General features: G+C 73.3%; 22 protein-coding genes. 14 read left to right on the forward strand and 8 right to left on the reverse strand.

The window, feature by feature from the left end; translation table 11 throughout:
* Window positions 1-58 precede the first annotated feature (58 nt).
* The 7 genes from abmR (at window position 59) to AH6_RS44995 (ending at window position 6769) form a co-directional block, all read left to right on the forward strand.
* The gene (gene abmR / locus AH6_RS09290; protein WP_067476824.1) at window positions 59-592 is read left to right on the forward strand and encodes an ATP-binding transcription factor AbmR; all 534 of its coding nucleotides are present in this window, start codon (window positions 59-61) and stop codon (window positions 590-592) included.
* A gap of 158 nt (window positions 593-750) precedes the next feature.
* A complete protein-coding gene (locus AH6_RS09295; RefSeq protein ID WP_157431363.1) occupies window positions 751-1314 on the forward strand; it encodes a hypothetical protein in 564 nt (187 codons plus the stop codon).
* Window positions 1315-1429: 115 nt separating this feature from the next.
* Window positions 1430-2275 carry an isoprenyl transferase gene (locus AH6_RS09300; RefSeq protein WP_281180209.1) on the forward strand — a complete coding sequence of 282 codons (846 nt, stop codon included), beginning with the start codon at window positions 1430-1432 and terminating at the stop codon, window positions 2273-2275.
* 105 nt (window positions 2276-2380) lie between these two features.
* Entirely contained in the window at window positions 2381-3733 is a 1353-nt protein-coding gene (gene phoH2 / locus AH6_RS09305; protein WP_067476827.1) for an RNA 5'-3' helicase PhoH2, read from the forward strand.
* Window positions 3734-4272: 539 nt separating this feature from the next.
* Entirely contained in the window at window positions 4273-5136 is an 864-nt protein-coding gene (locus AH6_RS09310) for an aggregation-promoting factor C-terminal-like domain-containing protein (protein ID WP_245679245.1), read from the forward strand.
* A gap of 433 nt (window positions 5137-5569) precedes the next feature.
* Window positions 5570-6040 (forward strand): aggregation-promoting factor C-terminal-like domain-containing protein, encoded by a 471-nt coding sequence (locus AH6_RS46945; protein ID WP_307190383.1) that lies wholly within the window; start codon window positions 5570-5572, stop codon window positions 6038-6040.
* Window positions 6041-6262: 222 nt separating this feature from the next.
* The gene (locus tag AH6_RS44995; protein WP_174555084.1) at window positions 6263-6769 is read left to right on the forward strand and encodes an aggregation-promoting factor C-terminal-like domain-containing protein; all 507 of its coding nucleotides are present in this window, start codon (window positions 6263-6265) and stop codon (window positions 6767-6769) included.
* Between the two features lie 36 nt (window positions 6770-6805).
* Here the strand turns inward: AH6_RS44995 and AH6_RS09325 are convergent, their stop codons facing one another.
* Window positions 6806-8221 (reverse strand): class II fumarate hydratase, encoded by a 1416-nt coding sequence (locus tag AH6_RS09325; protein ID WP_067476830.1) that lies wholly within the window; start codon window positions 8219-8221, stop codon window positions 6806-6808.
* Between the two features lie 100 nt (window positions 8222-8321).
* On the reverse strand, window positions 8322-9599 hold the full coding sequence (locus tag AH6_RS09330) for a serine/threonine-protein kinase (RefSeq protein WP_083982494.1): 1278 nt from the start codon (window positions 9597-9599) through the stop codon (window positions 8322-8324).
* A gap of 228 nt (window positions 9600-9827) precedes the next feature.
* On the opposite strand from AH6_RS09330, the gene AH6_RS09335 reads away from it, so the two are divergent.
* A complete protein-coding gene (locus AH6_RS09335) occupies window positions 9828-11204 on the forward strand; it encodes a serine/threonine-protein kinase (protein WP_157431364.1) in 1377 nt (458 codons plus the stop codon).
* An 11-nt stretch (window positions 11205-11215) separates the two neighbouring features.
* Here AH6_RS09335 and AH6_RS09340 read toward each other — a convergent pair whose 3' ends face one another.
* Both AH6_RS09340 and AH6_RS09345 read right to left on the reverse strand, forming a co-directional pair.
* A complete protein-coding gene (locus AH6_RS09340) occupies window positions 11216-12856 on the reverse strand; it encodes a fumarate hydratase (RefSeq protein ID WP_067476839.1) in 1641 nt (546 codons plus the stop codon).
* 65 nt (window positions 12857-12921) lie between these two features.
* Entirely contained in the window at window positions 12922-13857 is a 936-nt protein-coding gene (locus AH6_RS09345) for a DMT family transporter (RefSeq protein ID WP_067476843.1), read from the reverse strand.
* A gap of 112 nt (window positions 13858-13969) precedes the next feature.
* Here AH6_RS09345 and pdxR point away from each other — a divergent pair, with 112 nt between their 5' ends.
* Window positions 13970-15382 carry a MocR-like pyridoxine biosynthesis transcription factor PdxR gene (gene pdxR, locus AH6_RS09350; RefSeq protein WP_067476846.1) on the forward strand — a complete coding sequence of 471 codons (1413 nt, stop codon included), beginning with the start codon at window positions 13970-13972 and terminating at the stop codon, window positions 15380-15382.
* Between the two features lie 29 nt (window positions 15383-15411).
* On the forward strand, window positions 15412-15675 hold the full coding sequence (locus AH6_RS09355; RefSeq protein ID WP_067476849.1) for a hypothetical protein: 264 nt from the start codon (window positions 15412-15414) through the stop codon (window positions 15673-15675).
* A 58-nt stretch (window positions 15676-15733) separates the two neighbouring features.
* Here the strand turns inward: AH6_RS09355 and AH6_RS09360 are convergent, their stop codons facing one another.
* The gene (locus tag AH6_RS09360) at window positions 15734-16966 is read right to left on the reverse strand and encodes an MFS transporter (RefSeq protein ID WP_245679246.1); all 1233 of its coding nucleotides are present in this window, start codon (window positions 16964-16966) and stop codon (window positions 15734-15736) included.
* Between the two features lie 245 nt (window positions 16967-17211).
* Here AH6_RS09360 and AH6_RS09365 point away from each other — a divergent pair, with 245 nt between their 5' ends.
* A complete protein-coding gene (locus AH6_RS09365; RefSeq protein WP_083982496.1) occupies window positions 17212-17823 on the forward strand; it encodes a DUF1707 SHOCT-like domain-containing protein in 612 nt (203 codons plus the stop codon).
* A 44-nt stretch (window positions 17824-17867) separates the two neighbouring features.
* Here AH6_RS09365 and glpX read toward each other — a convergent pair whose 3' ends face one another.
* A complete protein-coding gene (glpX, locus tag AH6_RS09370) occupies window positions 17868-18902 on the reverse strand; it encodes a class II fructose-bisphosphatase (RefSeq protein ID WP_067476852.1) in 1035 nt (344 codons plus the stop codon).
* Window positions 18903-19083: 181 nt separating this feature from the next.
* Between glpX and AH6_RS09375 the strand changes: the two genes are divergently transcribed.
* Complete coding sequence (locus AH6_RS09375; protein ID WP_067476856.1) at window positions 19084-19737, forward strand: TetR/AcrR family transcriptional regulator; 654 nt, start codon at window positions 19084-19086, stop codon at window positions 19735-19737.
* Window positions 19738-19751: 14 nt separating this feature from the next.
* Window positions 19752-20465 carry a DUF4245 domain-containing protein gene (locus tag AH6_RS09380; protein ID WP_083982498.1) on the forward strand — a complete coding sequence of 238 codons (714 nt, stop codon included), beginning with the start codon at window positions 19752-19754 and terminating at the stop codon, window positions 20463-20465.
* On the opposite strand, the gene AH6_RS09385 is transcribed toward AH6_RS09380, so the two are convergent.
* Both AH6_RS09385 and xseA read right to left on the reverse strand, forming a co-directional pair.
* On the reverse strand, window positions 20462-20692 hold the full coding sequence (locus tag AH6_RS09385; protein WP_373861763.1) for an exodeoxyribonuclease VII small subunit: 231 nt from the start codon (window positions 20690-20692) through the stop codon (window positions 20462-20464). The genes AH6_RS09380 and AH6_RS09385 overlap by 4 nt on opposite strands.
* Window positions 20693-20701: 9 nt before the next feature.
* Entirely contained in the window at window positions 20702-21916 is a 1215-nt protein-coding gene (gene xseA, locus AH6_RS09390; RefSeq protein ID WP_067477284.1) for an exodeoxyribonuclease VII large subunit, read from the reverse strand.
* Between the two features lie 137 nt (window positions 21917-22053).
* Here xseA and AH6_RS09395 point away from each other — a divergent pair, with 137 nt between their 5' ends.
* Window positions 22054-23205, forward strand: a complete 1152-nt coding sequence (locus AH6_RS09395) for a branched-chain amino acid ABC transporter substrate-binding protein (protein WP_245679247.1) — start codon at window positions 22054-22056, stop codon at window positions 23203-23205.
* The last annotated feature ends 3 nt before the right edge of the window (window positions 23206-23208 follow it).

A 23208-nucleotide genomic window follows, 5' to 3' on the forward strand; every position in this document is an offset into this window, starting at 1 on the left:
ACTGTCAACTACGGGCGTGCGCTCGACCCCGGCGGAACGGCGTTGTAATTTTGATTACATGACTACGAGCGAAGCGGTGGAGGAGCTGCGCGGCTGGTTCTCCGGCCGCCTCCCGGACGGCTGGTTCACCGGCGCGCCCGAGATCGTGCTCGACCGCGAGGAGGTCACCGTGCTCGGCGAGCTGCCCGAGCCGGCCGCCGCAGAGGACCGTCCGGAGGAGCGCTCGGAGGCCGAGCGCGCCGCCCAGCTGGCCGGGCACATCGACCGGTTCCGCGAGGGCACCCGCGACCAGCGCATCGCGATCGCGCGGGAGGCCGAGCACCGCTTCGGCCACAAGGTGTCGTGGGGCGTCACCTGCGGGGGCCGCCAGGAGATGTTCACCACGCTGTCGGTGCCGGTGATGACCCGGCTGCGCCAGCCCGAGCGCCGGGTGCTGGACACCCTGGTCGAGGCCGGGGTGGCGCGCAGCCGCAGCGACGCGCTGGCCTGGTGCGTGCGGCTGGTCGGCAAGAACACCGACGAGTGGCTCGGCGAGCTGCGCACCGCCCTGGAGCACGTCGAGCGCGCCCGCGCCGCCGGCCCCACCGCCTGACCGCCCCCGCGGCCGACGTCCCTCGCCTGCCCGGCCCCGAGGTCGTGTGATTCCTTACCCGATTCCGAGGTCCGCGAGGTGTGATCATGGGGACGGCCTGCCCTAATGTGCCTCCTGAGGTGGCATCGGCGCGCGGGCCGGAAGGGGCGGGGAACGGCGTGGGAAGGCTTCGCTGTCTGGACGGGACGTCGCTGGCGGTCGTCCCGGTGCCGTCGCGCGACCGTGGCGGCACCCCGTTCGAGGTGACGCTGGAGCTGCGCCGCGACGGCGACTCGTTCGGCGCCGTCGGGCAGCGCTGCGGCTACTTCCTGGCCGGGCTCGCCGAGCGCGTCGCGGCCGCCCGCGCCGAGGACTCCCCGCAGGCCGCCCGCTGGCCCGATCCCGACGACCGGTTCCCCGACCCCAGCCCCGACCCGGCCCCCGAACCCGAGCTGTTCGCCTTCCGCTACCGCGACCGCGGCGACCTCGCCAGCACCGGCGAGCTGCGCTGCACGCTGCGCACCTCCTCGACCTGGATCGGCCCGCAGGAGCCCGACCGCGCCGCCGACGGCCGCTGGCGGGTCGCGCGCCGCGCCGTCATCGACGCCTGGGGCGCGGGCGGCCGGGGCGTGCGCGCGGTGCTGACCTCCGCCGAACTCGCCCGCTTCCTGGGCGACCTGCTCGCCGAGGCCGAGCGCGCCGGGGCCAGCTACCGGGACCTGCTGAGCCGCCCGCCGCGCTGAGGGACGGCCCCATCCGGACGGCCGGGCGCGGCCGTCCCGGTGGGACGACTCCCCGGGGCGGGCCATAATTGAGCCTCGTTCCCCTCAGGAACGGACGCTCGAAGGGATGCCCACTATGCCCAAGATGGGGGACCGGGCTCGCCGGGACCCGTCCGGCGACGGCAAGCTCACCTCGGCGATCCGGCGCAGCAAGCCGTACGGGATCGTCCGCGACGCCGCCTACCGGATGTACGAGCGGCGGGTCGAGGGCTCGCTGCCCACCGACATCATCCCCCGGCACGTCGGGGTGATCCTGGACGGCAACCGGCGCTGGGCCCGCTCGATGGGCATCAGCGACGTCAACACCGGCCACCGGCGCGGCGCCGACAAGATCTCCGAACTGCTCCAGTGGAGCGCCGAGGCGGGCGTGGAGGTGGTCACGTTGTGGCTGCTGTCCACCGACAACCTCACCCGGCCCGCCAAGGAGCTGGACCCGCTGCTGGAGATCATCGAGAACACCGTGGCGGGCCTGGCGGCCGACGGCTACCACGTCAAGCCGGTCGGGGCGCTCGATCTGCTGCCGGACAAAACCGCTCGTGTCCTTAAAGATGCGGGCGAAGCCACATCTGGCGTTCCCGGCCTGATTGTGAACGTCGCCGTTGGGTATGGAGGTAGGCGTGAGATCGCTGATGCGGTGCGCTCTCTGCTCATCGAGCAGGCGGGCAGAGGCACCAGCATCGAGGAACTCGCCGAGATCCTCGAAGTGGAGCACATCGCCGAGCATCTCTACACGCGCGGCCAACCGGACCCCGACCTGGTCATCCGGACCTCCGGGGAGCAACGTCTGTCCGGCTTCATGCTCTGGCAGAGCGTGCACACGGAGTTCTACTTCTGCGAGGTCCACTGGCCGGACTTCCGCAAGGTGGACTTCCTGCGGGCACTGCGTTCCTACGCCGCGCGCCATCGGCGCTTCGGTTCCTGAGGGCCCACGCCCCGACACCGCCTCCGGCCGTCCCCGCCTCCGGGGCCGCGGCCGCGCGGAGGCGGACCGCCGCGCCACCAGTTCCCCCATCATCAGGGAGATCGAGTGGCCACAACCTCTCCGCGCCGTCCGCAGCCGGGGCCCGTCACCGGGTCCGCCGACGAAGGCCGGCGCACCTACGTCCTCGACACCAGCGTCCTGCTCGCCGACCCGGGGGCGATGACCCGGTTCGCCGAGCACGAGGTCGTACTCCCCATCGTCGTCATCTCCGAGCTGGAGGCCAAGCGCCACCACCCGGAGCTCGGCTACTTCGCCCGCCAGGCGCTGCGCCTGCTGGACGACCTCCGCGTGGAGCACGGGAGGCTGGACGAGGCGCTGCCGCTGGGCGAGCTGGGCGGCACCCTGCGCGTCGAGCTCAACCACTCCGACCCCAGCGTGCTGCCCGACGGCTTCCGGCTGGGCGACAACGACACCCGCATCCTGTCGGTGGCCAGCTGGCTCGCCCAGGAGGGGCGGGACGTGGTGCTGGTGTCCAAGGACCTGCCGATGCGCGTCAAGGCGTCGGCGGTGGGGCTGGCGGCCGAGGAGTACCGGGCCGAGCTCGCGGTCGTGGAGTCCGGCTGGACGGGGATGCGCGAGCTGGAGCTGGGCGGCGGCCAGGTCGAGGAGCTGTACGAGTCGGGCGTCGCCGACCTGGAGGAGGCCCGCGAGCTGCCCTGCCACACCGGGCTGCGGTTGTTGTCGGAGCGCGGCTCGGCGCTCGGGCGCGTGCAGCCCGACAAGTCGGTGCGGCTGGTGCGCGGCGACCGCGAGGTGTTCGGGCTGCGCGGCCGGTCGGCCGAGCAGCGCGTCGCGCTCGACATCCTCATGGACGACGACATCGGCATCGTCTCGCTCGGCGGGCGCGCGGGCACCGGCAAGTCGGCGCTGGCGCTGTGCGCGGGCCTGGAGGCCGTCCTGGAGCGCCGCCGGCACCGCAAGGTGGTGGTGTTCCGGCCGCTGTACGCGGTCGGCGGCCAGGAGCTCGGCTACCTGCCCGGCTCGGAGAACGAGAAGATGTCGCCGTGGGCGCAGGCGGTCTACGACACGCTGTCGGCGGTCACCACCCCGGAGGTCATCGACGAGGTCCTGGACCGCGGGATGCTGGAGGTGCTGCCGCTCACCCACATCCGCGGCCGCTCGCTGCACGACGCGTTCGTGATCGTGGACGAGGCGCAGTCGCTGGAGCGCGGGGTGCTGCTGACGGTGTTGTCGCGGATCGGCGCGGGCTCGCGGGTGGTGCTCACCCACGACGTGGCGCAGCGCGACAACCTGCGCGTGGGCCGGCACGACGGCGTCGCCGCCGTGGTGGAACGGTTGAAAGGCCACCCGCTGTTCGCGCACGTGACGCTGACCCGCTCCGAGCGGTCGCCGATCGCGGCGCTGGTGACCGACATGCTCGGCGACGTGACCGGGTGACCGGACCGCCCTGATCGGGCGGGGAAGGCGTAACGGGACGCCCCGGACGGTTCCGACCGTCCGGGGCGTCGTGCCGTCCGGGGCGTTTCCGGAACGGAGAGTGATCATCAAACATCACTCCGTGCATCTGTGATGAAGGTCACACAACCTAACGCCAAGGTAAGGATTCCCAGCTCCCATCGCCGTTTTGGCAATGTTCAGGGCAAGTTGACAACGGCGCCACCACGAGCATTCGTCTCGATTTGGTTGCGGACCATCCCGGCGCGTCGGGCATTGTGTCTCCCCGTAAGCACCCCCGAGTGGGGCAAATCCGGATGGGCCGCCCTGATCGGTCCGCCGGTGCCGCACCGCTCCGGGGCCGGGGAACCGCCCTCAGCCGGGCGGCGGCCCGGCCGGGGGTGAAGGCACCTCGTGCGCGTGCCCATGCGCGTGCGACCGTCGGAAGGACCGCCTTGGTCGGAGACTCGCAGGGGTCCCGTGGGCGAGACGAACGACAGAGCTTCGACTCCCCGGAGCCCGGCCGGGCTCCGTTCGGCCCCGTGACCGAGGCGGACGTCAAGGTCGCGGGCGCCTCGTTCGCCGCGCGTCCCGGCGACGCCGCGGCCCGCTCCGGCGACACCGCCGGGATGGAGCCGATCGGCACCGGGCCCGCGCCGCTGCTGGTCGCCGACCCGCTCGGGCCGCGCGAGGAGCTGACCGGCGCCCCGGCCCGCCCCGCCCGCTCCGGCGGGCGCACCGGCCTGAAGATCGCGGCGGTCGCCGCGGGCGCGGCCGTGGTGGTCGGCGGCGGGGCCGTCGCCGCCCTGGCGTTCGCGGGCGACTCCGCGCCCGCCGCGGCCGACGGCAAGAAGGACGCGGCCGTCTCGCAGCCGCTGGCCGACGCCGCGGTCGTGGCCCCCGACCCCAAGGTCGTGCAGGCCGAGCGGCACAAGCTGGCCGTGGAGCGCGCCTCGCGCGCCGCCCGCGGCAAGGCGAAGGCCCCGTCCCTGCTTCCCAAGGGGGAGCCGATCCCCACCAAGAAGCCCGAGGACGCCAAGGACAAGAAGGACGGCGGCACCGGCGGCACCGGTGGCGGTGCGGGCGCCGACCCGATCCCGGCGGGCGAGGCCCAGCAGATCGCCAAGTCGATGTTGCCGGGCTACGGCTTCGGCGGCAGCGGCCAGTTCGCCTGCCTGGTGAAGCTCTGGAACAAGGAGAGCGGCTGGCGCGTCAACGCCGCCAACCCCTCCTCCGGCGCCTACGGCATCCCGCAGGCCCTGCCCGGTTCCAAGATGGCCAGCGCCGGATCCGACTGGCGCACCAACGCCCGCACCCAGATCAAGTGGGGGCTCGGCTACATCAAGGGACGCTACGGCACCCCGTGCGGCGCGTGGTCGCACTCGCAGTCGGTCGGCTGGTACTGAGGCCCGGCCGTCGCGAAACCGCCGGGCGGAAGTTCTCAGGAACGTCCCGCCCCGACCCGATCTGAGTTTCCGAGCGGCCGGTGACACACCGCGTCCGCCCGGGTGAGGACGGTACGTCCTTGCCGCGCACGGCCCCCGGCCGTGCGCGGCGAACGAAGCCGCGACGAAGCGGCCCGGCCCCACCAAGGCCCACAACGGTCTGGCGCATCCAGTCGCCTGGCCCGTATCCCCGGCGGGGGCGCACCCCTAGGCGCCCGCCGCCTCCCACCTCGCTGTTCGCGCAACGCCTCACCCCGGTGAGCGTCCCTGCGCGCGCGTCCTCCGCGGACGCGTCAGGTGCCCGGTCGTCCCGCAGTCCCATCGCGGGGCCGCGCCGTGCGAGGTCTCCCATCCGCTGGGCCGACCGGCCGTCCGGCACGTTGAAAGGTTCGTTTTGATCCGCAAGCCCCTTCGGCGTTCCGCCACCCTCGCCCTCGCCGCCACGCTCTCCCTGGGCGTCGTCGCCGAGACCGTTCCGGCCCAGGCCACCACCACGGCGTCCCACGCCGCCGCGCCCACCCAGGTGGTGACCGCGGCCAAGGCCAAGAAGAAGCCGACCCGCGCGCAGCGCAACAAGGCGCTGGCCAAGCCGCTGGTCGCCAAGCGCGGCTGGTCCAACCGCCAGTACAAGTGCCTGGTGAAGCTCTGGAACCGCGAGAGCCACTGGAACCACAAGGCGCACAACCGGTCGTCGGGCGCCTACGGCATCCCGCAGGCGCTGCCGGGCCGCAAGATGCGGTCGGCCGGCAAGGACTGGCGCACCAACCCCCGCACGCAGATCAAGTGGGGACTGAAGTACATCAAGGGCCGGTACAAGACGCCGTGCCGCGCGCTCGGCCACTCCAACAGCCGGGGTTGGTACTAAACACCGCGCAACGGGTCGTACGCACGGGGTGCTCCGCGCACCAGGCCCGGTAATCGGGTGAGTCGCGGCAGATGACCGTTGTCGCCGACGAGGGGGCGGGCTCCGGCCCGCCCCTTTTGTCACCCCGCCGGGGCATCGCCTGCCAATAGGTCGGCAAAGGCCCGCCCCAGGAGCGCGGAATCAGCGGCCCGGCGGGTCCCGGTCGGGTGAACGCTACTGCGCGTGTCGACTTTCATCCGTACCGGTCTCCGCGCCGCCGCCCTGGGCGCCGCCACCACGCTGGTGGTCGCGCCCATGACGACGGCGCCCGTGGAGGCGACCCCGGACGGGACCGCGCGGTCCGCCGCGACGGCCCGTCTGGGGAACGGCCTCGAACGCCGGGAACCGAAGCTGACCGAGATCCGTGACCGCGAGCTGAAACGCGTGGCGCGCAACAAGCGCATCGCCCGCGCGATGATGGCCAAACTCCAGTGGGGTTCGGCGCAGCAGTTCCGCTGCCTGGAGCGCCTCTGGGCGCACGAGAGCGGGTGGGACGAGGGCGCGCACAACGGCGCCACCGGAGCCCACGGCATCCCGCAGGCGATGCCGGGGCCCAAGATGAGCAGCGCCGGTCCCAACTGGCGCTCCGACCCCAGGACGCAGATCCGCTGGGGCCTGCGCTACATCAAGTACCGCCACGGCACGCCCTGCGGCGCCTGGGGCCACTTCCGGGCCGCGGGCTGGTACTAAACACCCGGGACCTGTCCCGGGCGGCGAGCGCCCGGGTCAGCGGTCGTGGTTGGTCATCGACAACACGTCCAGCGCGGCGTCGAGCTGCTCCTCGGTGAGCTTGCCGTCGGCGACGTAGCCGCGCTCCAGGACGACCTGCCGGATGGTCTTGCGCTCGGCCAGGGCCTGCTTGGCCACCTTGGCGGCCTCCTCGTAGCCGATGTAGCGGTTGAGGGGCGTCACGATGGAGGGGGAGGACTCGGCGTACTCGCGGGCCCGCTCCACGTCGGCCTCGACGCCGTCGATGACGCGGTCGGCCAGCAGCCGCGACGCGTTGGCCAGCAACGTGATCGACTCCAGCACGTTGCGCGCCAGCATCGGCAACATCACGTTCAGCTCGAAGTTGCCCGCCGCGCCGCCGAACGCGACGGCCGCGTCGTTGCCGATCACCTGCGCGGCCACCTGCGCGACCGCCTCGGGGATCACCGGGTTGACCTTGCCCGGCATGATCGACGAGCCGGGCTGCAGGTCGGGCAGCCGCAGCTCGGCGAGCCCGGCCCGGGGGCCCGAGCCCATCCAGCGCAGGTCGTTGGCGATCTTGGTGAGGCTGACCGCGATCGTGCGGAGCGCGCCGGACGCCTCCACCAGGCCGTCGCGCGCGCCCTGGGCCTCGAAGTGGTCGCGGGCCTCGGTGAGCGGCAGCCCGGTGCGGCCCGCGATCTCCTCGATGACGCGGGCGGCGAAGCCCGGCGGGGTGTTGATGCCGGTGCCGACGGCGGTGCCGCCGAGCGGAAGTTCGGCGAGGCGGGGCAGCGCCGCCTCCAGCCGCTCCACGCCGTAGCGGACCTGGGCGGCGTAACCGCCGAACTCCTGGCCGAGGGTGACGGGGGTGGCGTCCATCAGATGGGTGCGGCCCGACTTCACCACGGTCGCGAACTCGGCCGCCTTGCGCTCCAGCGCGGCCTCCAGGTGCCGCAGGGCCGGGATCAGGTCGTTGACGACCGAGCCGGTGGCCGCGATGTGGATGGAGGAGGGGAACACGTCGTTGGACGACTGCGAGGCGTTGACGTGGTCGTTGGGGTGCACCGGGCGGCCGAGCCGCTCCTCCGCCAGCGTCGCGACCACCTCGTTGGCGTTCATGTTGGACGAGGTGCCCGAGCCGGTCTGGAACACGTCGATGGGGAACTGGTCGTTCCAGCGGCCGACCGCGACCTCCAAGGCCGCCTCGTGGATCGCGGCGGCGACGTCCTTGTCCAGGACGTCCAGCTCGGCGTTCACGGTCGCGGCGGCGGCCTTGATCTGGCCGAGCGCGGCGATGTGCGCCGCCTCCAGGCCGCGCCCGGAGATGGGGAAGTTCTCCACCGCGCGCTGCGTCTGCGCCCGCCACTTGGCCGCCGCCGGGACCCGCACCTCCCCCATGGAGTCGTGCTCGATCCGGTACCGCTGCTCGGACTGCGCTGTCCGCTCGGCCATGGGAAGGACACCTCCGCCTACGACTCGCCGGTGTGGCACGTGCACCGACCGGCTCTTGTGATCAGTGCAGCCATCCAGGGCCTTCCCACATTCCCGCGATCTAGTTGCCGCCCGGCGTCCGGCTGATGGTGTAGGAGCGGCGCTCGCCCAGCTTGCCGGACTCCTTGCGCTTGCCGTTGACCCAGACCTCGCAGGCGGCCGAGTTGTAGATCACCGCGTTCAGCCGCTGCTGCTCGTACTGGCGGGTGGCGCCGGGCAACAACGTCTCGTTGGCCAGCACCGACGTGCTCGCGCCCGGCACCATCACGAAGATCTTGCAGCCGTCGGCGACGGCCCGCACCACCAGCGTGCTGGAGGCCGCCGACGGCGGCGCGTCGGTGCCCGGGTCGGTCGGGCGCAGCGGCGTCGTGGCCCGGGGGGAGGGGCCGGGGCTCTCCTTCATCATGCCGACCACCAGCGCGGTCCCCCCGATGCCGCAGGAGGCCACGGTCGCGCCGATCAGCGCGATGATCGCGATCATCCGGTAGCGGGGGGTGGGCTGCGCCCGGCGGCCCGACCGGGGGCCGGCCATCGCGCGCTCCAGCCGGTCCACGGCGCGGGCGTGGCTGAGGCGGCGGGTCGGGTTCTTCTCCAGCAGGCCGGTGACCACCGAGGCGAGCGGGCCCGCGTTGTGCATGGGCGGGGCGGACTCGTTGGCGAGCGCGCTGAGCGTCGCCATGACGTTGTCGCGCTCGAACGGCGGGCGACCCTCCAGCGCGGCGTACAGGGTCGCGCCGAGCGACCACAGGTCAGAGCGCGGGGTGGCCTTCTCGCCGGAGGCGACCTCGGGTGCGACGTAGGCGGGCGAGCCCATGAAGTGCCCGGTCTTGGTCAGGCTGGCCGAGCCGGAGGAGAACGCCAGACCGAAGTCGGTCAGCACGACGCGGTCGCCGTCCAGCATGACGTTGCTGGGCTTGAGGTCGCGGTGCACGATCCCGGCCTTGTGCGCGATGGCCAGGGCGTCCAGCAGGCGGCGGCCGATGTGCGCCACGCGCTCGGGCGGCAGCGGGCCCGAACGTTCGATGAGCTGCTCCAGGCTCGGCGCCTCGATCAGCTCCATCACGATCCACGGGCGGCCGTTCTCGATGACGACGTCGTAGACCTCGACGATGGAGTGCGTGCGGAGCTGCGCGGGCGCGCGGGCCTCCCGCAGCGTGCGGCGGTAGAAGGTGACCCGGTCGTCCTCGGACAGGTCCTCGGGAAGGCGCAGCTCCTTGACCGCCACCGCGCGGTCGAGGAGGTCGTCATGGGCCCGCCACACGGTGCCGTTGGCACCGTGACCGAGTTCCGAGACCAGCCGGTAGCGCGTCGCGAGCACGAGGCGCTCTGACTGAGACATGGCGGAAAAGATACCGGAGTGTCCGCCTGGTCATTGGGGAGACCTCGGGACCAACAGGTATCAGTTTCCCATACTGTGACCTACCGCACGGTACCGGTACGCATCACAGGGTCTGCCGGGGCCGAAGGGGCCGACCGGAACGGTCATTTGCCGGGTTCTGCCCACATCCTCCGCTCCCATCGGCGATGGTCGGTGGGAAGGTGAGCCGCCCCGACCCAGGAGGCTTGCGTGGGGACACGACGACGGTGCGCGCCGGGCCCGATCCCCGGCGGGGTGCCGCCGCTGCTGCCGGGCGATCCGCCGCTGGTCGGCCGGTACCTGCTGCTCGGCCGGCTCGGCACCGGCGGCATGGGAACGGTCTATCTCGGGCGCGACCCGGACGGGACCCCGGTCGCGGTGAAGACGCTGCCGCCCGCGCGGGCGCGCGACCGCGAGGCGCGCGGCCGGTTCCGCGCCGAGGCCGCCTACGCGCAGCGGGTCGCCTCGTTCTGCACGGCCCGGGTGCTGGCCGACGGCAGCGACCGTGACCGCCCCTACATCGTCACCGAGTACATCGACGGGCCGCCGCTGTCGCAGGTGGTGGAGCGGCGCGGCGCGCTGCCGCCCGACGGCGCGGCGGCGGTCGGCATCGGCGTGGCGGTCGCGCTCGCGGCCATCCACGGCGCGGGGCTGGTGCACCGCGACCTCAAGCCCGCCAACGTGCTGCTGGCCCGCTCCGGCCCGCGCGTGATCGACTTCGGCATCGCCGTCGAGCCCGACCTCGCCGCCGGGCCCACCCAGGCGGGCGTGGTGATGGGCAGCCCCGGCTGGATCGCGCCCGAACGGCTGCTGGGCGGCCCGGCGACGGCCGCCGCCGACGTGTTCGGCTGGGGTTGCCTGGTCGCCTACGCCGCGACGGGGCGGCACCCGTTCGACACCGGGCCGCCCGAGCAGGTCGGCGACCGCGTCGTCAGCGAGCGGCCCGAGCTGGCGGGCCTGGCCGACCCGCTGCGCACCGCCGTGCTGACCGCGCTGCGCAAGGACCCCGCCCGGCGGCCGAGCGCCCTGGAACTGCTGAACGCGCTGCTGCCGCTGCGCGCGGAGGGCGACCCGGCGCGGGCCATCGCCGACCTGTGGGAGCCCGCCGACTACGGCGGGACGCCCGCGCGGGCGCGGCGGGGGCTGCTGGTGAAGGCCGGGTTCGCGGCGGCCTGGGCGACGGCGGGCGGCGCGGCCGCGATCTGGGCGCTGGCCGGGGCGGACCCGTCCGCGCGGGCCGAGCCCGAGCCGGGCGGCACCAAGGTGATCACGGTGGGGCCGGGCCGGGACGGCGGCGCGGACGGCGGGGCCGCCGTCGTCCACGGCGGCGGGCGCGGTCCGGGGGCCACCGGGCCCGCGTCCACCGCGCCGACCGCGCCGGTGACCACGACGGTGCGTGTCACACCACCTGGCGCCCGGCAGGGCACCGCGCCGCCCGCGGCGACGCCCCCGGCGGGCACGCCGACCGCCACGCCGCAGGTCACACCGACCCCTGCGAACCGCTGGCCGCACAAGAAACCCAAGCGCAAGGACCGGCCCCCGCACCTGTTCGAGTGGTGGACCGGTCCCGGAACGCACGCCCCCTAGCGGGGAGCGGGTCAGCGGCGGCCGATGCCCAGCACCGGGCCGGTGGTGTCGGCGAAGAAATCTTCCCCCTTGTCGTCCACCACGATGAACGCCGGGAAGTCCTCGACCTCGATCTTCCAGACCGCCTCCATGCCCAGCTCGGGGTACTCCAGCACCTCGACCTTCTTGATGCAGTCCTGCGCCAGGCGCGCGGCCGGGCCGCCGATGGAGCCGAGGTAGAAGCCGCCGTGCGCGCGGCAGGCGTCGGTGACCTGCTGGGAGCGGTTGCCCTTGGCCAGCATGACCAGCGAGCCCCCGGCCGCCTGGAACTGCTCGACGTAGGAGTCCATGCGCCCGGCGGTGGTGGGGCCGAACGAGCCGGAGGCGTAGCCCTCGGGCGTCTTGGCCGGGCCCGCGTAGTAGACGGCGTGGTCGCGCAGGTACTGCGGCATGGGCTCGCCCGCGTCCAGCCGCTCCTTGATCTTGGCGTGCGCGATGTCGCGCGCCACCACCAGCGGGCCGGTCAGCGACAGCCGGGTCTTGACCGGGTAGCGGCTCAGCTCGGCGCGGATCTCGGGCATCGGCCGGTTGAGGTCGACGCGCACCACGTCGCCGGACAGGTCCTCGCCCGTCGTCTCGGGCAGGTAGCGGGCCGGGTCGGTCTCCAGCTTCTCCAGGAACACGCCCTCGGCGGTGATCTTGCCGAGGGCCTGCCGGTCGGCGCTGCACGACACCGCGATCGCCACCGGGCAGGACGCGCCGTGCCGGGGCAGCCGGACCACGCGCACGTCGTGGCAGAAGTACTTGCCGCCGAACTGGGCGCCGATGCCGAGCTTCTGGGTCAGCTCGAACACCTGCTGCTCCAGTTCCAGGTCCCGGAAGCCGTGGCCGAGCGGCGAGCCCTCGGTGGGGATCGTGTCCAGGTAGTGCGCCGAGGCGTACTTGGCGGTCTTGAGCGCGTACTCGGCGGAGGTGCCGCCCACGACGATCGCCAGGTGGTAGGGCGGGCAGGCGGCGGTGCCCAGCGAGCGGATCTTCTCCTCCAGGAAGGCCAGCATGCGCTTGGGGTTCAGGACGGCCTTGGTCTCCTGGTAGAGGAACGACTTGTTGGCGCTGCCGCCGCCCTTGGCCATGAACAGGAACTTGTAGGCGTCGCCCGGGGCGGCGTACAGCTCGATCTGGGCGGGCAGGTTGTTGCCGGTGTTCTTCTCGTCCCACATGGTGACCGGCGCCATCTGCGAGTAGCGCAGGTTCAGCTTGGTGTAGGCGTCGTAGACCCCGCGCGAGACGGCCTCCTCGTCGCGGCCGTCGGTCAGCACGTGCTGGCCGCGCTTGCCCATGACGATCGCGGTGCCGGTGTCCTGGCACATCGGCAGGACGCCGCCGGAGGCGATGCCCGCGTTCTTCAGCAGGTCCAGCGCCACGAAGCGGTCGTTGGGGCTGGCCTCCGGGTCGTCCAGGATCCTGCGGAGCTGGGCCAGGTGCGCCGGGCGCAGCAGGTGCGAGATGTCGCGCATGGCGGTCTCGGTGAGCAGCCGCAGCGCCTCCGGCTCGACCTGGAGGAAGGTGCGCCCCCCGGCGTCGAAGGTGGACACGCCCTCGGTGGTGAGCAGCCGGTACTCGGTGTCGTCGGCGCCGAGCGGCAGCAGGTCGGTGTAGGAGAACTCAGGCATCCTCAAGATCCTTGCGCGTCATCCGGGTGGGGGCCGCCCAACAGGTTACGGCCCCCGCCCGCCTTTCACGCAGCGGCACCGGCCTTGACCTCGGCGACCGTCACGACCGGGAGCGCCTCCGGCCGCCGGGACCGGCTCGCGCGCAGCCCGATCACGACCCCGACCGCGACCAGTGCCGCGCCGCCGAGGTCGGCGGGGGTGGGCGCGGCGAGGCCGAGCAGGACGGTGGTCACCACGGCGCTGATCGGGATCATGCCGGCGAACAGGCCCGCGCGGTCGGCGCCCAGGCGGCCGATCGCGTCGTACCAGAGCAGGAACGCGATGGTCGTCACGATCACCGTCAGGTAGGCGAACGCGGCCAGCTCGCCGCCGGTCGGCACGCGCAGCACGTGCGTCCCGTCCGCGACCAGGCCGATGGCCAGCAACATCGGGGCGGCCAGCGCCGCCGAGTAGGCCGACACGCGCAGCGGGCCGAGGCGGGGGAGCAGCGGCACGGCCAGCAGCGAGAAGCACACCTCGCCGCCCAGCGCGCCCAGCGCCAGCAGCAGCCCGCGCAGCGAGCCGCTGCCCAGGCCGTTGGCCAGCGCCGCGCCCGCGGCCACCACGCACGCGGCGGCCACCAGGGCGGGCGCGGGCCGCCGCCGTTCCAGCAGCGGACCGGCCAGCGCCAGGACGACCGGGACCGTCGCGATCACCGTGCCGATGGTGGCGGGGCTGGTGTCGGCGGTGGCGGCCACGATGAACACGTTGAACGCGGCCAGCCCGGTCGCGGCCAGCGCCGCCAGCAGCCCCCACTCGCGCAGGGTGAGCCTGATCCGGCGGTGGCGGTCGGTGAAGCGCACCACCGCGAGGAGGATGGCGGCGGCGACGGTGTAGCGGACGGCCTGGCCGCCGAAGACGGGGTAGTCGGCGATGGTGGCCGACACGGCGGTGAGCGAGCCGACGAACGTCATCGCCACGCCCGCGCCGAGCAGGCCATGAGGGCTGGTGGAAGCGGTCATGACAGGAACGTTAGGAGCGCTTTGGCCCCAGGGGCAGGGCCAATCGCGGCGCGCGGGAGTGGTCCATAACGTTCGCCGTGACACCCGGGGCCGTCGAGGCGCTGAAGCAAACGTGAGCGATCTCCATCTTCCCCTCGACCGGGCCGCCGGCCGGCTCGCCGCCCAGATCGCCGCCGGGTTCCGCGGCGCGGTCCGCTCCGGGCGGCTGGCGGCCGGGACCCGGCTGCCCTCCAGCCGCGACCTCGCCCGTGACCTGGAGGTCTCCCGCGGCGTCGTGGTCACCGCCTACGAGCAGCTCATCGCCGAGGGCTTCCTGACCGCGCGGCGCGGCGACGGCACCCGGGTCGCCGAGCTGGCCCGGCCCGAGCGCCCCGAGCCGCCCGCCGCGCCCGAGCCCGCGCCCGCCGCCTCCGTCGCGAAGCCCGCCTACGACCTGCGGCCGGGGCACCCGGACGTCGCGTCGTTCCCGCGCGAGCGCTGGGCGGCGGCGCTGCGCGCGGTGCTGCGCACGGTCCCGCACGAGGACCTGCTCGACTACCCCGACCCGGCCGGGGCCCCCACCCTGCGCGCCGAGCTGGCCGGGTACCTGGGCCGGGTGCGCGCCGCCGCCGTCACCCCCGGCCAGATCACGATCATGAACGGGGTCGCGCACGGCCTGTCGGCGCTGGCGCGGCTGCTGCCCGCCGAGGGGCACACCGCGCTGGCGCTGGAGGACCCCACCAGCGACCGGCAGCTGCCCATGCTGGAGGCCACCGGCATCCGGCTGGAGCGCGTCCGGGTGGACGCCGAGGGCCTGGACGTGGCGGCGCTGCGCCGCACCGGCGCCCGTGCCGTCCTGGTCACCCCCGCGCACCAGTACCCGACCGGGGTGGTGTTGTCGCCGGGCCGCCGCGCCGAGCTGATCGCCTGGGCCCGCGAAGTGGACGGGCTGGTCATCGAGGACGACTACGACGCCGAGTTCCGCTACGACCGCGACCCCGTCGGCTGCCTGCAGGGCGTCGATCCCGAGCGGGTGGTGCTGGTCGGCTCGGTCAGCAAGGCGCTGGCCCCGGCGCTGCGGCTGGGCTGGGCCGCCGCGCCGCCCCGGCTGGCCGCGCGGCTGCGCGAGCACCGCCTGAACACCGATCTGGGCGCTCCCTCCCTGGAACAGCACGCCCTGGCGCATTACCTGTCCGGCGGCGGGTACGACCGCCACCTGCGGACGATGCGACGGCGCTACCGGGCCCGCCGCGACGCGCTGGTGGAGGCGTTGCGCGAGCACGTGCCGGAGGCCACCGTGCACGGTGTGTCGGCCGGCATCCACCTGTACGTGGAACTGCCGCGCGGCACCGACGAGGCCGCCGTGGTGGCGGCCGCCGCCGAGGCGGGGGTCGCCGTCACCGGCGCCACGGCGACGTGGTCGACGGGCCGGGCCGCCGCCGCGCCGCCCGCGCTGGTCCTCGGGTACGCGGGCCTGAACGAGGCGCGCCTCGCGAGGGCGGCCGCGCTTCTGGGAGCTGCGGTTACCCTCGGTGCTCGCGGGTAGGAACGGCAACCACGGCGAAGGAGAGACGGATGAGTCTGGATGAGGCGGCGCGGCAGCTCAAGATGGCGGTGCACGACGCCCAGGTGTCTTTTGACTGCGTCGGGCTCGGCGATTTGGACCGTGCCCAGGAGCACGCGGTCACCGCGCGCACCGCGGCGGACGCGGCGTTGCTGGCACTGACCCAGGCGCTGCAGGACATGTCCCCCGAGGAGGCGCAGGCCGCCGGGGAACGGGCCGTGGCGGCGCTGGAGGAGAGCGAGCCCCCGCCGGCGGGGGTGCAGGAAAGGGTCTGAAACAACGCCGAACGGCCGTCCGAGGGGTGCTCGGGCGGCCGTTCCGCGTTTTCGACGGTCAGACGGTCGGGCGCTCGGCGACCGGCGCGTCGGTGCGCGACCCGGGCACCGGCCGCGGCGCGAACCCCCTGGCCGCCGCGAAGATCACCCCGATCAGCACCAGCGGCACGATGAAGGCCAGCCGCAACCCGTGCTCGGGGTCGGCCGGCGCGATCGCGCCGACCACCGCCGCGCCCAGCACGAAGCCGACGTAGTTGAAGATGTTGACGCGGGCGACCGCGACGCCGAGGCCGGTCGGGTCCACCTTGGCGGCGGCGGTGTAGGAGACCGGCGCGATCACGCTGAGCCCCAGGCCCACGACCGCGAAGCCCGCGATGGCCACCGCGGCGTTGGGCGCGGCCACCACCGCGACCATGCCGAGCAGCCCGACCAGCGCGCCGATCCGCACCACCTGCGGCGCGCCCCGGCGGCGCACCGCGAGGTCGGCGACGCCCCGGCTGATCACCATGGCGACCTGGTAGGCGACGTAGCCGAGCGGCGCGACCCAGTCGCTGCTGCCCAGCTCGTCGTCCAGGTACTTGGCGCCGTAGCTCGACAGCGCCGAGTCGGTCAGGTAGAACGCCGCCATCGCCGCGCCGACCACCAGGATCGGCCGCCACGGCACCCGGCTGCCGGCCGCCTTCAGCTCGGCGGCGCTGGGCTGCCCGGCGGCCTCCTCGTCCTTGGTCATCAACCGGTGCGCGGTGGCCAGCGAGACCACGATGCCGAGCACCGAGGCGATCGCGAACCCGACCGGCAGCGCCAGGTCCAGCTTGTTGGACAGCGCCGCCCACAGGCCGCCGAGGATGCCGGCCATGCTCCACACCGCGTAGAAGCCGGTGATCAGGCTCATGCCGTGGCGGCGCTCGACCGCGACGGCCTGCGCGTTCATCGACGCGTCCACGCCGCCGACGCACAGCCCGAACAGCGCCACGGTCGCGAACAGCGCCACGTCGTTGTCGCCGGTCAGGCCGACCAGGATGATGGTGACGCACTCGGCGGGCTGCACGACGCGCAGCACCAGGCCGCTGCCGAACCGCTTGAACAGGAACTCCGACAGCACGCTGCCGAGCCCGGCGATCAGCGGGACCATCAGCAGCACCAGCGAGAGGACGCCGTCGCTCAGGTGGTGGGTCTTCTGGATCTGCGGGACCTGGGTGACCAGGGTGGCGAAGCACAGGCCCTGGACGCCGAAGGCGGCGTAGGCCGCCAGGCGCGCCTGCCGGTCCCGGACGGTGATGCCCTGACTCACGCGGCATCCCCTCTCTGGCGGTGATGAGCGACGCTCAATATGAAGAAGATTCACGTCAGCGTAGAGGTCGCACGGTAAGCGGTCAATGACGGAAATGCCTGGTCAGTCGATCATGTCGCCGCGCCGGGCGCGCCCCGCCGCCGCCCGCCCGGACGTGCGGCGAACCGGGAAACCCGGCAACCCTAGGGCGAGATGGGGCGTTCCCGCACGGATTTTCCGGCCTTCCGCCCGTTAACCTTGGTCCCGTGGACACACCCGACCGCCGCCGGGACCCGGACAAGGCCACGAGCGTGCGCGACCTGCGCGCCTCCGACGCCGACCGCGAACGTGTGGCCGACGCGCTCGGCGAGGCCCTCGCCGACGGCCGCCTCACCATGGAGGAGCACTCCGAGCGCGCCTCCCGCGCCTACGAAGCCCGCACCCTGGGCGAGCTGACCGGCCTGACCGGCGACCTCAGCCCGGAGGAGGCCCAGCCGATCCTGGTGGACGACCGCCCGGTGTCGGTGCTGTTCGGCCGCGCCCGCCGCGACGGCCGCTGGGTCGTGCCGGTCAAGCTGCCGCTGCTGGCCCTGTTCGGCACGGTCGAGCTGGACCTGCGCGAGGCCGTCCTGCAACGCCGCCACATCGTGCTGGACTCGATGGTGCTGGGCGGCCGCATCCGGCTGCTGGTCCCCGAAGGCGTCCAGGTGAACGTGACGGGCCGCTCCATCATGTGCACCCGCGAGGTCCGCACCCGCCCGGCGCCCGAGGGCCCGACCATCGAGATCGGCGGCACCATGATCTTCGGCTCGGTCAGCGCCCGCTCCCCCAAACGCACCCTGCGCCAGCGCGTCCGGGGCCGCCTCGGGCGTAGTTGAGGAAGCGCCCCGGCCGTCTGGCCAGGGCGCTTTCCTTTGTTGTGTCAGACCGCTTGATCGAAGTTGATCGCGCTGTACGCGCGGAGCTTGTCGAGCTGGTGCTCGCTGGACACCGTGCGGATGGTGCCGCTGCGCGACCGCATGACCAGCGAGTGCGTGTACGCGGTGCCCTTGCGGTAGCGCACGCCGTCCACCAGCTCGCCGTCGGTGATGCCGGTCGCGGCGAAGAACACGTCGTCGGACTTGATCAGGTCGTCGGTGGTCAGCACCCGGCCCAGGTCGTGCCCGGCGTCGATCGCCTTGCGCCGCTCGGCGTCGTCCTGCGGCCACAACCGGCCCTGGATGACGCCGCCCAGCGCCTTGATCGCGCACGCCGCGATGATGCCCTCGGGGGTGCCGCCGATGCCCAGCAGCAGGTCCACGCCGGTGCCCTCGCGGGCCGCCATGATCGCGCCGGCGACGTCGCCGTCCAGGATGAACTTGATGCGCGCCCCGGTCTCGCGCACCTCCTTGACGATGCCCTCGTGCCGCGGCCGGTCCAGGATGACCACCGTCACGTCCTGCGGCGAGGAGCCCTTGGCCCGCGCGATCGCGCGGATGTTGTCGGCGATGGGCCGCTCGATGCTCACCACGTCGGCCGCCTCGGGCCCGGTGACCAGCTTCTCCATGTAGAACACCGCCGACGGGTCGTACATCGACCCGCGCGGCGCGACCGCCAGCACCGCGATGGCGTTGTTCATGCCGAGGGCGGTCAGCCGCGTGCCGTCCACCGGGTCCACGGCCACGTCGCACTCGGCGCCGCTGCCGTCCCCGATCTCCTCCCCGTTGTAGAGCATCGGGGCGTTGTCCTTCTCGCCCTCGCCGATCACCACCACGCCCTTCATGGACACGGTGTTGATCAGCTGGCGCATCGCGTTCACGGCGGCGCCGTCGGCGCCGTTCTTGTCGCCGCGGCCGACCCAGCGCGCCGCGGCCAGGGCGGCGGCCTCGGTCACCCGGACCAGTTCCATCGCCAGGTTGCGGTCCGGCGCCGCCGGCTCGGTGGTGAGCGGGGAGGAAACGGAGGTGTCGTCGGACATGACCAGGCAGCCCTTTCGGTCGGTGACTACACGGATTCTCTGCGGACTGGGCGCCGGGCTACAAATTGGACCAGACCAGAGGTCCGCAGCAGAGCCGTGACACCCGCGGGGGGACAGGTTTTGGCGACCACACGGGTCAGGGATCGTTTCCCCCAGGGCGGAGGGCGTAATCTCAGCATCCATGAGCAGCGACATCGACGTCTCGTCCGGCGGGGCCGCCGGCGGCGCGGCCCCCTCCCGCACCTCCGACCGCGGGGCGGCCACGCGCGGCGCCCTGCTGGCCGCGGCGCGGGACGTGTTCTGCGAGGCGGGCTTCGCGCAGGCGGCGGTGACCGACATCGTCGCCAAGGCCGGGGCCAGCGTCGGCAGCCTCTACCACCACTTCAACGGCAAGGCCGACCTGTACCTCACGCTGTTCGAGGAGTTCCAGGTCCGGCAGCAGGAGCGCACCCGCGAGGCGATCAGCGCGGTGCGCGAGGCCGGGGAGGGCGACCCGATGCGGCAGTTCGTCGCCGGCGCGGGCGCCTACCTCAACGGGTGCCTGGAGGAGCGCGACGTCGCGCGGCTGTTCATCTCCGGCGACGGCCCGCCCGGGTTCGACCGGGTGATGCGCCAGCGGCTCAACAAGTGGGCCCGCCGCAACGCCGCGCTGTTCCACACCGCCGACGGCGGCGAGGACGAGGCCCTGGTCGTGGTGCTCACCGGCGCGATGGCGGGCGCGGTGTCGGAGGTGTCGCTGATGGAGGACCAGAGCGCGGCGCGGCGGCTGGCCGACGAGGTCATGGTGATCGTCGGCACGATCAGCGACCCCCGTACCGAGCAGGCCGGACGGTAGGGAATCCTGGAAGCGTGAGCGACAAGACCTCCGACCCGACCGCCCAGCCCGCCGCAGGGCCCGCCGAGCCCGTCTCCGAGGCCACCGCCGTGCGGGCCGAGGCCCCGGCGGAGCAGGCCGCGCCCGCCGACCCGCGCGGGACGGTGCAGGTGACCCCCGGCGTGTACAAGCGGCTGACCACCGGGCTCGGCGGCTTCACGCTCGCGATGGGGGCGTGCCTGCTGCTGGTGGCGGTGATCTACGCGGTCACGCCGCGCAGCACCGAGGAGGTCCTGCCCACCGTCGACTACCAGTCCCAGCTGTGGGCGATGCGCAACGACGCGCCCTACACCGTGCACGCGCCCGAGGGCCTGCCCGCCGGATGGCGGCCCACCAGCTCCCGGCTGACCGGGCTCGGCAAGCCCGGCGAGCCGGTCGCCTGGCACCTGGGCTTCGTCACCCCCACCGACCAGTACGCGGCGCTGGAGCAGAGCAACGAGAAGGCGTCCGAGTACGTCAAGCGGATGACCAACAACAAGAACTCCAGCGGCACCCAGCAGGTCGCCGGGCAGACCTGGACCCGGTACTTCCGCAAGGACAAGAAGCAGAACTCCCTGGCCCGCACGCTGCCCGACGGCGTCAGCCTCGTGGTGGCGGGCACCGCCTCCTACGAGGAGCTGGCGGTGCTGGCCGCGTCGCTGAAGCCGCAGGCCAAGGGCGGTGCGCCGGTGCCGACCCCCGGCTCCTAGAACGGGGTCGCGGGGTCCGCCTCGCCGCCGCCGTCCGGCTGGGCCATCGCGGCGGCCAGCCGGGCGCGGGCGCCCTCCAGCCACTCCTCGCAGATCGCGGCGAGCTTCTCGCCGCGCTCCCACAACGCGAGCGACTCCTCAAGGGTCAGCCCGCCGGACTCCAGCCGCTTGACGACCTCGGTCAGCTCGTCGCGCGCCTGCTCGTAGGACATTCTCTGGTCGGCCACCCGACAACCTTAGGGCTCCAGGTGCTCGGCCACGGTCACCGCGAGGCGCCCGTCGGCGAGCCGCACCAGCAGCCGGTCGCCGTCGCCGACGTCCCCGGCGGCGCGGACGACGGCCTCGTCCTCGCGCTGGACGATCGCGTACCCGCGCTGCAACGTCGCGGCCGGTGACAGCGCCAGCAGCCGCGCGCGGGTGTGGGAGAGCTGGTCACCGGCCCGGTCGAGCGCACCGGACAGGCAGCGCCGGGTCCGGTCGCGCAGCGCGCCGATCCGCTCGTCCTGGCGCTCGATCTCCCGGACGGGATCGGCCAGCGCGGGCCGGGACCGCGTCGCCGTCAGCCACGCCAGCTCCCGCTCGACGCCCCCGGCCAGCACCCGGCGGCCCCGGTCGCGGAGCTGCCGGACGAGCTGGAGCTGCTCGCGCACGTCCGGCACCGTCTTCTTGGCCGCGTCGGTCGGCGTGGAGGCGCGCAGGTCGGCGACCAGGTCGAGGATGGGGGAGTCCTGCTCGTGCCCGATCGCGCTGACGACCGGGGTGCGCGCGGCCGCGACCGCCCGCACCAGCGCCTCGTCGGAGAACGGCAGCAGGTCCTCCATCGAGCCGCCGCCGCGCGCGATGATGATGACGTCGATCGTGGGGTCGGCGTCCAGCTTGCGCAGCGCCTCCATGACCTCGCCGACGGCGTGGTTGCCCTGCACGGCGGTGTTCTCGACCTGGAACTCCACGGCGGGCCAGCGGCGGCGCGCGTTCTGCAGCACGTCGTGCTCGGCGTCGGACTGGCGGCCGGTGATCAGCCCGATCCGGCCGGGCAGGAACGGCAGCGGCCGCTTGCGCTCGGCCCGGAACAACCCCTCGGCCGTCAGCACCTGCCTGAGGCGTTCGAGCCGGGCCAGCAGCTCGCCGACGCCGACCGGCCGCACCTCCAGCGCGGCCAGCGAGAAGGTGCCCCGGTTAACCCAGAAGTCGGGCTTGGCGTGCACCACGACCCGCGCCCCGTCGGTGACCGCCGGGCCCGCCGCCTCGAACACCCCGCGCGGCCCGACCACCCGCACCGACATGTTGGCGGTGGGGTCGCGAAGCGTGAGGTAGACCGTGCCGCCGCGCGCCTTCAGCTCGGTGATCTGCCCCTCGACCCAGATCCGGCCGAGCCGGCCGATCCAGCCGCCGACCGCCTGGAGCACGGTCCGGACCGGGACGGGGGACTCGGCACTGGTGTCCATCGCCATGACCAGCAGCCTAGAGGCGTGGGCGGGCACCAGGACCCGCATAACGGTCGAGTCACGGGATTGATGTGATCTTGCCCACCCGGGGCGCCGCCTGTGCAATGTCACACAGCACAGGGAGGCGAACCCCAATGAAACCCATGAGAACCGTCCTCGGCGCCGTGCTGGCGCTGTCGGCCGTCACGGTCTCCGCCGGCTGCGGCCAGGGCCTGCTCGGCGGCGACTCCGACAAGGACAAGGGCCCGATCCTGCTCGGCATGGACATCCCGCTGTCGGGCGGCAGCGCCGAGATCGGCCCCTACATGAAGAACGGCGCGCAGCTGGCGATCGACGAGGTCAACGGCAAGGGCGGCGTGCTCGGCGGCCGCAAGCTGGAGCTGCGCGCCGAGGACGACGCCTGCGACCCCAAGACCGCGACGGCGGCCGCGACCAAGCTGGTGTCGGCCGGGGTGAAGGTCTCGGTGGGCGGCTACTGCTCGGGCGCCACCCTGCCGACGCTGGCCATCTTCGACCGCGCCAAGATCCCGATGATCATTCCGGTGGCCAACTCCACCGAACTGTACGCCCAGCGGCTCAAGCACGTCTTCATGATCAACGGCACCGGCGACCAACAGGCGGCGGCGGCCGCCAAGTGGCTGGCCAAGGACGGCGGCACCAAGGTCGCGGTCATGCACGACAACACCTCCTACTCCAAGGACATCGCGGTGCGCACCGCCGCCGAGCTGGACAAGCCGGGCGCGCCCGACAAGACCGCCGTCGAGGCCGTCAACCCCGGCGAGAGCGACTACTCGGCCGCCGTCACCACCGTGCTGAAGGGCCGTCCCGACTACATCTACTGGACCGGCTACTACGCCGAGGGCGGCCTGCTGGTCCGCCAGTTCCGGCAGGCGGGCTACAAGGGCAAGTTCCTGGTGGGCGACGGCTCGGTGGACGCCAAGCTCGCCAAGATCGCGGGCGGGCAGAACGGCGAGGGCGTCTACGCGACCATGACCCCGACGCCGCAGACCCTCCAGGGCGCCGAGAGCTGGATCGCCTCCTACAAGCAGAAGTTCGGCGCCGACCCCGGCCCCTACTCCACCCAGTCCTACGACGCGGTGCGGCTGGCGGCCGAGGCCATCAAGAAGGCCGACAGCACCGACGGCGGCAAGATCGCCGACGCGCTGCGCGGGCTGGACGGCTTCCAGCTTTTCAGCGGCCCGCTCAAGTTCACCCAGCAGCAGACCATCACCGGCGGCTTCGAGATCCAGGTCGTCAAGAACGGCTCGTTCGTGTTGCAGGAGAAGGTGCAGTGAACC

Origin of the sequence: Actinomadura hibisca NBRC 15177 (assembly GCF_001552635.1) — a bacterium.
Lineage (GTDB): Bacteria > Actinomycetota > Actinomycetes > Streptosporangiales > Streptosporangiaceae > Spirillospora > Spirillospora hibisca.

Excerpts from the sequence above, each read along its gene's own strand:
- AH6_RS09340 (WP_067476839.1), bottom strand. The coding sequence starts at position 12,856 with ATGCCTGAGTTCTCCTACACCGACCTGCTGCCGCTCGGCGCCGACGAC.
- AH6_RS09395 (WP_245679247.1), top strand. The coding sequence starts at position 22,054 with ATGAGAACCGTCCTCGGCGCCGTGCTGGCGCTGTCGGCCGTCACGGTC.
- AH6_RS09375 (WP_067476856.1), top strand. The coding sequence starts at position 19,084 with ATGAGCAGCGACATCGACGTCTCGTCCGGCGGGGCCGCCGGCGGCGCG.
- AH6_RS09300 (WP_281180209.1), top strand. The coding sequence starts at position 1,430 with ATGCCCAAGATGGGGGACCGGGCTCGCCGGGACCCGTCCGGCGACGGC.
- xseA (WP_067477284.1), bottom strand. The coding sequence starts at position 21,916 with ATGGCGATGGACACCAGTGCCGAGTCCCCCGTCCCGGTCCGGACCGTG.
- AH6_RS09355 (WP_067476849.1), top strand. The coding sequence starts at position 15,412 with ATGAGTCTGGATGAGGCGGCGCGGCAGCTCAAGATGGCGGTGCACGAC.
- AH6_RS09325 (WP_067476830.1), bottom strand. The coding sequence starts at position 8,221 with ATGGCCGAGCGGACAGCGCAGTCCGAGCAGCGGTACCGGATCGAGCAC.
- glpX (WP_067476852.1), bottom strand. The coding sequence starts at position 18,902 with ATGTCCGACGACACCTCCGTTTCCTCCCCGCTCACCACCGAGCCGGCG.
- AH6_RS09330 (WP_083982494.1), bottom strand. The coding sequence starts at position 9,599 with ATGTCTCAGTCAGAGCGCCTCGTGCTCGCGACGCGCTACCGGCTGGTC.
- abmR (WP_067476824.1), top strand. The coding sequence starts at position 59 with ATGACTACGAGCGAAGCGGTGGAGGAGCTGCGCGGCTGGTTCTCCGGC.
- AH6_RS09345 (WP_067476843.1), bottom strand. The coding sequence starts at position 13,857 with ATGACCGCTTCCACCAGCCCTCATGGCCTGCTCGGCGCGGGCGTGGCG.